Source organism: Clostridium sp., assembly GCF_022482905.1.
Taxonomy (GTDB): domain Bacteria; phylum Bacillota; class Clostridia; order Clostridiales; family Clostridiaceae; genus Clostridium_B.
The window spans coordinates 3,556,436-3,567,184 of the sequence record NZ_JAKVOI010000001.1; the positions used below are offsets into that span (position 1 = coordinate 3,556,436).

Below are 10,749 nucleotides of genomic sequence, written 5' to 3' on the forward strand. Positions count from 1 at the left end.
AAAAATATAGCTTTATTCTGTTTGGGGGGATTGGTGTGATATATGTACAACTGCTTGAAAGTATGTCATTAATAGCTTTGGCGGCATATATGTATAATCAAACTCGATTTTTTAGGAATTTGATTAGTAGAGATGAGATTCAAATTACAGATAAATTTTTGCTTGTGCTATTTTTTAGTGCTTTAGGTATTATTGGAAATTATACTGGAATAAATGTACAGGCACATGTTATAAGCAATATTAACCACAACATAGGATTTAATGATGCCATAGCCAATACAAGACCTATAGCTGCGGTTGTCGCCGGCTACATAGGTGGACCTTTGGTTGGGGTCTCGGTAGGAATTGTAAGCGGTCTCAACAGGTATTTTCTTGGAGGGTTTACTGCATTTGCCTGTGCCATAGCCACGATTTCTGAGGGATTGATAGGTGCGGCTGTTAGAAAGTACTCAAAAGATGGGGATTTCAAAGTAAAACATATATTTGCAGGTACAGTTGCTGCAGAGATAATTCAAATGGCTATAATTCTAATATTTTCAAGACCTTTTGATGAAGCTTTCAAATTGGTATGTACTATAGCTCTTCCCATGATATTGATAAACTCCTTCGGAGCAGCAATCTTTGTAAATATAATTAAAAATGCAAGGGAATCATATAATAGAATTGGAGCAATTCATGCACAGAAAGCACTTAGCATTGCACAGAAAACTGTCAACTATATGCGTCGGGGACTTAATCCGGAAACTGCACGGAATGTATCACAGATAATATATGAGATGTCAGACATAGAAGGAGTTTTTATTGGAGATAAAAATAACCTTCTGGCGTATTCCGGGACCAAATTGGATAAAATAGAATTAAACTGCAAGTTAAAGAATTACTATTTAAATCCACATTGCGAAATTATGGAAATATCAAATAAAGGAGAGAAACTGTTTTTTATCTGTATGCCTTTTAATGTGCGCAATTCTGGCTTTGAAGGGATGCTTGGACTTGGGGTAAAGTCCAAAAAACATTTGAACGTTTATTTTAAGCAGTTTGTTGAAGAATTGAGTGATTTGCTGTCGAATCAGATAGAACTTTATAAATTGAATAAGCTGGCACAGGAAGCATCTACGGCCAAATTCAAGGCTCTCAGAGCACAGATAGAACCCCACTTCCTGTTTAATGCATTGAATACAATTGCTTCACTTTGCAGAACAAATCCTTTGAAGGCCAGAGAACTGATAGTAGATCTGTCAAATTATTTCAGACAGACTCTAAAAAAACAGGAGGAGTTTGTAACACTTGGAGATGAAATAGAATTTATCAAGTCATATCTTTCAATAGAAGAAGCCAGGTTTGGTGACAGACTGCGGCTAATTATAAACATACCGGATTTTTTGATGGACAAAAGAGTGCCTGTATTTGTCCTTCAGCCTATTGTAGAAAATGCTGTAAAGCATGGTATACTTCCGAAGGCCGAGGGGGGCAGTATTTTTTTAAAAGCTGTTCTGGTGCAAGGTAAAAATTCAAATATACTGTTTTCAATAGAAGACACTGGTGTCGGCATGGACAGTGACAGATTGAATTATGTAACAAGCAAGTGGCCGGGTATAGGACTCAAAAATGTGAATGAACGCTTGAAACTGTTGTATGGTGAGGATTATGGAATTGATATAGAAACTTCACCGCATAAGGGTACCAAAATAAGCTTTATTATACCAATAAAGGAGGCTTTTACTTTAAATGGATGATAAGTTGAGTTGTATTATTGTGGAAGATGAAATCCCATCGGCACAGGAACTTGAGTATATAATATCCAGTTATGATGATATAGAAATCCATGGGATAGCAACTAATGGCGATGAGGGCATGAGACTGGTAAAGTCTAAAAAACCAAATGCAGTATTTTTAGATATAAATATGCCTCTTAAGAATGGAATTGAACTTGCAAAAGAAGTTAAAAATATTGATAGTTCAATTGATATTATATTTATAACGGCCTATGAAGAATATGCAGTTGAAGCTTTTAAATTATATGCGCTTGATTATATATTGAAGCCATTCAATGAAAAAAGAATAGATGTTACCGTAAATAGATTGAGAAAAAAGTGGAATGATAAATTGAGAAATGTGGATTCACTGCCGGAAATGCTGAATGAGATAATGGATAAGCTTGACAGGGAGAAGAAACTGGCAAAGAGAATTCCCTGTTATAAAAATGGGAAGATAATATTCCTGGATATAGATAACATATTTTTTTGCTATATAGAGGATGAAAAGACATATGTTAAAACAGCTGAAAAAAGATATTTTATAGGCTGTACCCTTAGCCAAATTGAAAAAAAAACTAACTTTTTCAGAGTACACAGAAGTTATCTTGTAAATATGGACAATATAAAGGAAATGTATCCATGGTTTAATGGAACATATAAACTGGTTATGAATGACAGAGAAAAATCAGAAATACCAATAAGCAGGAGCAAGGTAAAAAGATTAAAAGAATATTTTAAAATGTGAGATGATTTTATGTGGGAGTTTTTCTATTATATAGAAGACTCCCAGTCTGTGTACAATTCATCCAGTTTGTTCTGTGCATTTAAAAGTTCTTTGTTTATCTTTTCGCTTTCTTCCGAGTCTGAATATACTTCCTTCAGACACAGCTTTTTTTGAATTTCTGAAATTTTACTTTCCAGATTTGTTATTTCATCCTCTATATTTTTTATTCTAAGATTCTTTTCATTCTCTATTTGTTGAAGCTCTTTTTTCTTCCTCTTTTCATGATTGATCTGGGTTTTTGTCTTTCCGGTATTATTGCAGTTTTCTTCAAATCTAAGAGGACTTTTTTTCTTCTCTGCATAATAGTTGTAGTTGCCTAAATACTCCTTTATTCCATCTTTGCCCAATTCATATATTTTATCAATTACTTTGTTTAGGAAATATCTGTCATGAGATATTAAAAGTACTGTTCCATCATATTCCAGAAGAGCCTTTTCCAGAGCTTCACGGGACATGATGTCAAGATGATTTGTAGGTTCATCTAGAAGTAAAAAGTTTGCCCTGGATAGAATCAATTTCAATAAATTTATTCTGCATTTTTCTCCACCACTTAGAGAAGAGATAGTTTTAAAGACGTCATCACCTGTAAATAAAAATGACGCCAAGGCATTTCTTATTTCAGTGGTTGTGAGCTTTGGAAATTCATCCCATACCTCATCTATAATTGTTTTATCCATATTCAAATCCGATTGTTCCTGATCGTAGTAGCCGATAAATACATTTTTACCTATGGAACAAATACCTTCATAATTATTCAGTTCATTGTTTATTATTCTAAAAAGTGTGGTTTTTCCCCTTCCGTTTTCTCCAATTATAGCGATTTTTTCACCTTTTTTGACATCAAAACTTACATTCGAAAAAAGCTCTTTTTCACCGAAGTTCTTTTGTAGATTCTCTATGTGGAGAACGTCATTTCCACTTTTTACTTTGGACTTGAAATTTATGTCCTTTAGCTTGGGAGGGTTGTCAGGTGCATCTATTCTTTCGATTTTATCCAGCATTTTCTGGCGGCTTTCAGCAGCTTTTATGCTCTTCTCTCTATTGAAGGATCTGTACTTTTCGATTATGGATTCCAGCCTTTTTATTTCTGCCTGTTGAATATTATAAGCCTTAAGCTGGGATTCGTAATCTTTTTCTTTCAAATCTATGAATTTTGTATAACTTCCATTGTAAAAATTAACATGCCCGTTTATCAATTCTGCAGTTATAGATGTTACCGAATCCAGAAAATATCTGTCATGTGATATGAGAATAACTGTGCCCTTGTAATTTTTAAGATAATCTTCAAGCCATTCTATTGCTTCCAAATCGAGATGATTTGTAGGTTCATCCAGCAGAAGAATATCTGGTTTTGTTAAAAGAAGCTTGCAGAGTGCAATCCGGGTTTTCTGACCGCCGCTTAGAAGATCTATTTTTTTGTCGAAGTCACTTTCAAAGAATCCAAGTCCTTTCAATACCCTGTTTATGTCTGCCTTATATGTATAACCACCATTGTTTGTATAGAGTTCAGAATACGTTGTATAGTTGTTTATCAATTTGTTGTGATATTCTTCATTGTTTTTATCATAAGGTTCACCCATTAAAGTTTCTAAATCTGATAATTTTTTTTCCAGATTGATTAGCTCCTTGAAAACCAGCATCATTTCTTCATATACTGTGTTGGAGGAATTCAAAGATAAATGCTGTGCCAGGTAACCTAAAGTTTTAGTTTTATCTATAAATAAATCTCCACTGTCATGTTCAAGTTCTCCTGTGAGAATTTTGAACAAGGTAGACTTGCCAGCACCGTTTGGTCCTATCAGACCGACTTTTTCACCTTCGTTTATGTTGAAGGTTATATTGTTCAATATAGTATCTATTCCATAACTTTTGTGGATATTTTTGCAGCTTAAAATTACCATAGTATAAACACCGTCCTTAACCATTATATTTTACTATTTATACTGATATTTTTGTAGTACTATTTGAAATTAGTTGTATTTGTTTTTCTGCATTAAATTATTAAATTTATATGAAATAGACGACGGATACTATTGACATTTAATAGTTAGAAATAATACTATTAAATAAGAATTTGTATTAGTATATTAAAATGATATGATATAAATATACAAAGGAATAATATAATGAGTATAAGTCGCAGATTAAATATTAAATAAATACGAGGTGCAGTTTATGGATAGAAAAAAAAATATATCAATGGCAGTTATAAAGAGACTTCCAAAATATCACAGATATTTGGGCGATCTTATGAGAAATGATGTTGACAGGATATCTTCCAAGGAATTAAGTGAGACTATAGGATTTACAGCTTCACAGATAAGACAGGATCTAAATTGTTTTGGAGACTTTGGACAGCAGGGATATGGATACAATGTAAGTGAATTGTACAGTCAGATAAGAAATATACTTGGACTTACAAAAGTTTACAATACAGTGATAATTGGTGCCGGGAATATAGGCCAGGCTCTTGCCAATTATACTCGATTTGATAAATTGGGATTTTGCCTGAAAGCCATTTTTGAAAGAAATCCCAAGCTTATAGGGATAAGAATCAGGGATATAGAAATACGGGATGTGGATTATCTTAGTGATTATCTGAAGGAAAATCACATAGACATAGGAATAAATTGTGTGCCTAACAATAATGCACAAAATGTATGTGATATACTTGTTAAAAATGGAGTTAAGGGAATATGGAATTTTGCCCCGGTGGATTTGGTTGTACCTGAAGATGTAAAGGTTGAAAATGTTCATTTGAGTGACAGTTTATTAACACTCAGCTGTCTGCTGAACGATATAGATCAGAACAATTCAATATAAAAAACAATATAAGTACTTTAAAATTTAAAAATAAATTAAATTTTGTTTGGATTTTTATTGAAATGTATTGAGGTAGGGTATATAATAATAACTGAGGTTAAAAAAATGAAGTTATTTTTATAATTAAACTTGTGATATTATTAACAATTTATTGTTAATAATATCACAACAATATAATTGTGGAGGTTTAATATGGATTTTAAAAATGTTATTTTTGAAAAAGAAGGGAAAATAGCCTTAATTACAATCAATAGACCGAAGGCTCTTAATGCACTTAATTCAGAAACACTGGTTGAAATCGATTCTGTAATCGATAAAATTGCTGCCGACGATGAAATATTGGCTGTAATACTTACAGGCGCAGGAAAATCTTTTGTTGCAGGTGCTGATATATCAGAAATGAAAGGTTTAAATGCATCCGGCGGAAGAAAATTTGGAATTTTGGGGAATAAAGTATTTAGAAAATTAGAGAATTTGGAAAAACCGGTTATTGCAGCGGTAAATGGATTTGCATTAGGTGGAGGATGTGAAATATCCTTGGCTTGCGACATAAGAATAGCTTCATCAAAAGCTAAATTCGGTCAGCCGGAATCAGGACTTGGAATCACTCCAGGATTTGGAGGAACTCAAAGACTCCCAAGACTGGTAGGTACTGGAATAGCTAAGGAACTCATATATACTTCCAAGATCATAAATGCAGATGAGGCACTTAGGGTAGGATTGGTAAATAAGGTAGTAGAACCAGAGGCATTGCTGGATGAAGCAAAGTCAACTGCAAATCAAATAGCTGCCAATGCACCGATAGCTGTAAAGCTGTGTAAAGCGGCTATCAATAAGGGTATACAGACAGATATAGATACTGGTATAGCATATGAATCAGAAGTATTTGGAGAATGTTTCGCTACAGAAGATCAAAAAGAAGGAATGGGTGCATTCCTTGAAAAGAGAGACAAATCCTTTAAAAATAAATAAAATAATTGAGTAATAATGTTTTTCCACATATATAGGCTTTATTTTTGAAATCATATAGATATGATTTCAAAATTAAAATATTTAACTTATCAAGGAGGAAAATAAGTATGAAAAAAGTATTTGTTCTTGGAGCCGGCACAATGGGATCTGGAATAGCTCAGGCTTTTGCAGCTAAAGGTTGCGAAGTAACAATAAGAGATATAAAAGAAGAGTTTGTTGAAAGAGGAATTTCAGGAATAAAAAAGGGATTCGATAAAAGAGTATCGAAGGGAAAAATATCACAGGCAGATGCTGATGCTGTACTTTCCAGAATAAATGGAACAGTTGACCTCAACAAGGCAGCTGATTTCGATCTAGTAGTAGAAGCAGCAGTTGAAAATATGGATATCAAGAAACAGATATTTGGAGATCTTGATAAAATATGTAAACCGGAAACTATTCTTGCTTCCAATACTTCTTCACTGTCAATAACAGAAATAGCATCTGCTACAAACAGACGTGATAAAGTTATAGGACTGCATTTCTTTAACCCTGCACCTGTTATGAAATTGGTTGAGATAATAAGAGGTATAGCTACTTCTCAGGAAACTTTCGATGCAGTAAAGGAACTTTCAGTTGCAATAGAAAAAGATCCTGTAGAAGTAGCAGAAGCTCCAGGATTTGTTGTAAACAGGATATTGATACCAATGATAAATGAAGCAGTAGGAATTTATGCAGAGGGAATAGCTTCAGCAGAAGACATTGATAAAGCTATGAAGCTTGGTGCGAACCACCCGATAGGACCATTGTCTTTGGGAGATCTTATTGGACTTGATGTATGTCTTGCAATTATGGATGTACTTTACAAGGAAACAGGGGATTCAAAGTACAGAGCTCATCCACTGCTCAGAAAATATGTAAGAGCAGGATGGCTGGGTAGAAAGACTAAAAAAGGATTTTTTGACTATTCAAGATAATTGATTAGTGAACATATTGAAAGAATTCCGGATTAACTGACAATTAATCCGGAATTCTTTTTTCAATTGTGTTAAATACAGTGAAATTGCTGTATCAATATGATATAATTATAAAGGCTTATAGTCAAAATATTTTTATAAGTTTTTATAAGTTTTACAGATGGGGTGAATAAAAGATGTATAAAATTGTAGACAAAAAAGCTCTTGCGCCCAACATATTTTCTATGGATGTAGAGGCACCGAGAGTAGCAAGGTCCTGTCTTCCAGGACAATTTGTCATAGTCAGAATTGATGAGAAGGGTGAAAGAATCCCTCTTACGATTTGTGATTATGATGCTGAGAAGGGAACAGTAAAAATAGTTTTTCAAACACTTGGTAAATCTACTAAAGAAATGGCTCAATATGAAGAGGGTCAGTATTTTAGTGATTTTGTTGGACCACTTGGTCAGCCATCAGATTTAACCAACGAAAGTGAACAGGAACTTAAAAAGAAGAATATCATATTTGTAGCAGGTGGAGTTGGAACAGCTCCAGTCTATCCGCAGGTTAAATGGCTCAATGCCCATGGAATCAAGGCAGATGTGATTGTAGGATGCAAATCCAAGAATTATCTGCTTTTTGAGGATGAGTTAAAAGCTGTTGCCGGTAACTTGTATGTAGCTACCGATGACGGAAGTTATGGATACAAGGGATTTGTTACAGACAAACTTAAGGATCTCATTGAAAAAGAGGGAAAAAAATATAATCATGCAGTTGTAATAGGGCCTATGATAATGATGAAGTTTATGTCCAAACTTACAAAAGAGTATGGCATAAAAACCATAGTAAGTTTAAATCCTATAATGGTGGATGGAACTGGAATGTGTGGTGCATGCAGAGTTACTGTAGGCGGTGAAGTAAAATTTGCCTGTGTGGATGGTCCTGAATTTGACGGCCATCTTGTGAATTTCGATGAAGCTATGAGAAGGCAGGCTATGTACAAAACTGAAGAAGGAAGAAAGATTTTGAAGGCAGAAGAAGGAGATACCTTTCATAGAAAAGGATGCGAATGTGGAGGTGACAAATAATGGCTGCAGATAAGATGAGAAGAGTTCCAATAAAGGAACAGGATCCGAAGGTGAGGGCAACTAATTTTGACGAGGTATGTCTTGGATATACTAAGGAGGAAGCCATTAAGGAAGCTTCGAGATGTTTGAATTGTAAAAAGCCGATGTGTGTCACACAGTGTCCAGTTTCAATAAACATACCTCAATTTATAGAACAGGTTAAAAATGAAAATTTTGAAGAAGCTGCGAAAATAATAGCCAAATCAAGTGCGCTCCCGGCAGTCTGTGGAAGGGTATGTCCACAGGAAAGCCAGTGTGAAGGCAAGTGTGTTCTTGGAATAAAAGGGGAGGCTGTTGCTATAGGTAAACTTGAAAGGTTTGTAGCTGACTGGTCAAGAGAAAATAATGTAGATCTTTCCCAGAGAAAACCGAGCAACGGTAAAAAAGTTGCTGTTATAGGAAGTGGTCCATCAGGACTTACCTGTGCTGGAGATCTGGCGAAGCTTGGATACAAGGTCACCATATTTGAAGCACTCCATAAGGCAGGCGGAGTACTTGTTTATGGAATTCCGGAGTTCAGGCTTCCAAAGGATACAGTTGTGCAGCACGAAGTTGAAAATGTAAAGAAACTGGGAGTTGAAATAGATACTGATGTTATAGTTGGAAGAACTGTTACTATAGATCAACTTTTAGATGAGGAAGGTTTTGATGCTGTATTCATAGGCTCTGGAGCAGGACTGCCAAGATTTATGGGCATACCAGGAGAAAACTTGAATGGGGTATTTTCTGCAAATGAATTCCTGACGAGAAGCAATCTTATGAAGGCATTCAGGGACGACTATGATACACCTATAAAGGCAGGAAAAAAGGTTGCCGTAGTAGGCGGTGGAAATGTTGCAATGGATGCAGCAAGAACAGCTCTGAGGCTGGGGGCGGAAGTACATATTGTGTACAGAAGGTCAGCAGGAGAAATTCCGGCAAGGGCAGAAGAAGTTCATCATGCACAAGAGGAAGGAATCAAATTCAATCTTCTCACTAATCCAGTAGCCATACTTGGCAATGAGAAAGGATGGGTCAGTGGAATAAGGTGTATAAAGATGGAACTCGGTGAACCGGATGCATCCGGCAGAAGAAGACCTATTGAAATAAAGGGCTCGGAATTCGATATAGATGTAGATACTGTTATAATGGCCCTGGGAACGTCACCAAATCCACTCATATCATCTACAACAAAAGGACTTGAGATAAACAGACGAAAATGCATAATTGCAGAAGATGAAACGGGTAAGACATCAAGAGAAGGAATATATGCCGGCGGAGATGCTGTAACCGGTGCAGCTACTGTAATTCTTGCAATGGGTGCAGGCAAAAAAGCTGCAAAGGCCATAGACGAGTACTTGAAGACTAAATAAAATATATTTTGAATAAAAAACTGTGCTTATTTATCGGGCACAGTTTTTTATAATTTAAAATCATATGGGCAATTACTATAGTATAATAAAAATATATTCATATACGGAAGAGGGACGAAAATGGACTTTAACTATGTAGAAAATTTTAAAGACGGTATAGTTGTGAAAGATGTAAGAAATTTTGAACTGGAACACATATTTGACTGCGGACAGTGCTTCAGATGGGATAGGCAGAATAATGGCAATTACATAGGCGTAGCTTTTGGAAGGGTTATTGAAGTTGAAAAAAGCAAAGACGATGTAATCATATATAATACAAATGAGGATGATTTTAGAAATATATGGGTAAAGTATTTTGACCTGTATAGGGATTACGGTGAGATAAAAAATGTTTTAAGCAGCGACAGTACCTTGAGAGAATCGATAAGATTTGGATATGGCATGAGACTGCTTCAACAGGAGCCATTCGAACTGATAATATCTTTTATAATATCGGCCAATAACAGAATTCCAATGATAAAGCGTGCCATAAAAAATATAAGTAAAAAATGGGGAGAAGAGATAAAATACAAAGATAAGACATATTACAGTTTCCCAACTATAGAAAGTCTGAATACAGCCAGTATGGAGGAGCTTCAGAATTGCGGCACCGGTTTTAGAAACAAATATATAAAAGATACTGTTTCAAAAATATATTCTCTGGGAAATCATGAAAATGAAGAGTATGATGAAAAATATGATATTCACTGGATTAAGAATCAGGAGGATCAAGTATGCCATAGAGAGCTTCAAAAGTTTATGGGAATAGGTCCCAAGGTAGCGGATTGTATAATGCTGTTTTCAATGCAGAAGTATTCAGCTTTTCCTGTAGATGTATGGGTAAAGAGGGCGATGATCCACTTTTATCTTGCCCCGGACGTTTCACTGAAGAAAATAAGGGATTTTGGAATAAATAAGTTTGGAAAATTTTCAGGATTTGCCCAACAGTATCTTTTCTAC

The 10,749-nt window shown here is 35.0% G+C and carries 9 protein-coding genes; 8 read left to right on the forward strand and 1 reads right to left on the reverse strand.

Going from position 1 to position 10,749, the window contains the following annotated elements; translation table 11 throughout:
• Positions 1–35: 35 nt before the first annotated feature.
• Together LKE46_RS17595 and LKE46_RS17600 are read left to right on the forward strand one after the other, a co-directional pair.
• The gene (locus LKE46_RS17595; RefSeq protein ID WP_291725466.1) at positions 36–1,736 is read left to right on the forward strand and encodes a LytS/YhcK type 5TM receptor domain-containing protein; all 1,701 of its coding nucleotides are present in this window, start codon (positions 36–38) and stop codon (positions 1,734–1,736) included.
• On the forward strand, positions 1,729–2,502 hold the full coding sequence (locus tag LKE46_RS17600) for a LytR/AlgR family response regulator transcription factor (protein ID WP_291725468.1): 774 nt from the start codon (positions 1,729–1,731) through the stop codon (positions 2,500–2,502). The genes LKE46_RS17595 and LKE46_RS17600 overlap by 8 nt, the downstream gene beginning before the upstream one ends.
• A gap of 26 nt (positions 2,503–2,528) precedes the next feature.
• Here the strand turns inward: LKE46_RS17600 and LKE46_RS17605 are convergent, their stop codons facing one another.
• A complete protein-coding gene (locus tag LKE46_RS17605; protein WP_291725470.1) occupies positions 2,529–4,442 on the reverse strand; it encodes an ABC-F family ATP-binding cassette domain-containing protein in 1,914 nt (637 codons plus the stop codon).
• Positions 4,443–4,716: 274 nt separating this feature from the next.
• On the opposite strand from LKE46_RS17605, the gene LKE46_RS17610 reads away from it, so the two are divergent.
• The 6 genes from LKE46_RS17610 to LKE46_RS17635 all read left to right on the forward strand — a co-directional run.
• Positions 4,717–5,364, forward strand: coding sequence for a redox-sensing transcriptional repressor Rex (locus tag LKE46_RS17610; protein WP_291725471.1), 648 nt, complete (start codon positions 4,717–4,719; stop codon positions 5,362–5,364).
• Positions 5,365–5,556: 192 nt separating this feature from the next.
• On the forward strand, positions 5,557–6,336 hold the full coding sequence (locus LKE46_RS17615; protein ID WP_291725473.1) for a short-chain-enoyl-CoA hydratase: 780 nt from the start codon (positions 5,557–5,559) through the stop codon (positions 6,334–6,336).
• A gap of 107 nt (positions 6,337–6,443) precedes the next feature.
• Positions 6,444–7,292 carry a 3-hydroxybutyryl-CoA dehydrogenase gene (locus tag LKE46_RS17620; protein WP_291725475.1) on the forward strand — a complete coding sequence of 283 codons (849 nt, stop codon included), beginning with the start codon at positions 6,444–6,446 and terminating at the stop codon, positions 7,290–7,292.
• Between the two features lie 176 nt (positions 7,293–7,468).
• Positions 7,469–8,359, forward strand: a complete 891-nt coding sequence (locus tag LKE46_RS17625; RefSeq protein ID WP_291725476.1) for a sulfide/dihydroorotate dehydrogenase-like FAD/NAD-binding protein — start codon at positions 7,469–7,471, stop codon at positions 8,357–8,359.
• The gene (gene gltA, locus LKE46_RS17630) at positions 8,359–9,750 is read left to right on the forward strand and encodes an NADPH-dependent glutamate synthase (RefSeq protein WP_291725478.1); all 1,392 of its coding nucleotides are present in this window, start codon (positions 8,359–8,361) and stop codon (positions 9,748–9,750) included. Before LKE46_RS17625 ends, gltA begins: the two co-directional genes overlap by 1 nt.
• Before the next feature lie 120 nt (positions 9,751–9,870).
• On the forward strand, positions 9,871–10,749 hold an 879-nt coding region (locus LKE46_RS17635), incomplete at its 3' end, for a DNA-3-methyladenine glycosylase family protein (RefSeq protein ID WP_291725480.1).

What these genes read in the sequence shown, in the direction of transcription:
- gltA (WP_291725478.1), top strand. Translation starts at nt 8,359, where the DNA reads ATGGCTGCAGATAAGATGAGAAGAGTTCCAATAAAGGAACAGGATCCG.
- LKE46_RS17600 (WP_291725468.1), top strand. Translation starts at nt 1,729, where the DNA reads ATGGATGATAAGTTGAGTTGTATTATTGTGGAAGATGAAATCCCATCG.
- LKE46_RS17615 (WP_291725473.1), top strand. Translation starts at nt 5,557, where the DNA reads ATGGATTTTAAAAATGTTATTTTTGAAAAAGAAGGGAAAATAGCCTTA.
- LKE46_RS17625 (WP_291725476.1), top strand. Translation starts at nt 7,469, where the DNA reads ATGTATAAAATTGTAGACAAAAAAGCTCTTGCGCCCAACATATTTTCT.
- LKE46_RS17620 (WP_291725475.1), top strand. Translation starts at nt 6,444, where the DNA reads ATGAAAAAAGTATTTGTTCTTGGAGCCGGCACAATGGGATCTGGAATA.
- LKE46_RS17605 (WP_291725470.1), bottom strand. Translation starts at nt 4,442, where the DNA reads ATGGTAATTTTAAGCTGCAAAAATATCCACAAAAGTTATGGAATAGAT.
- LKE46_RS17610 (WP_291725471.1), top strand. Translation starts at nt 4,717, where the DNA reads ATGGATAGAAAAAAAAATATATCAATGGCAGTTATAAAGAGACTTCCA.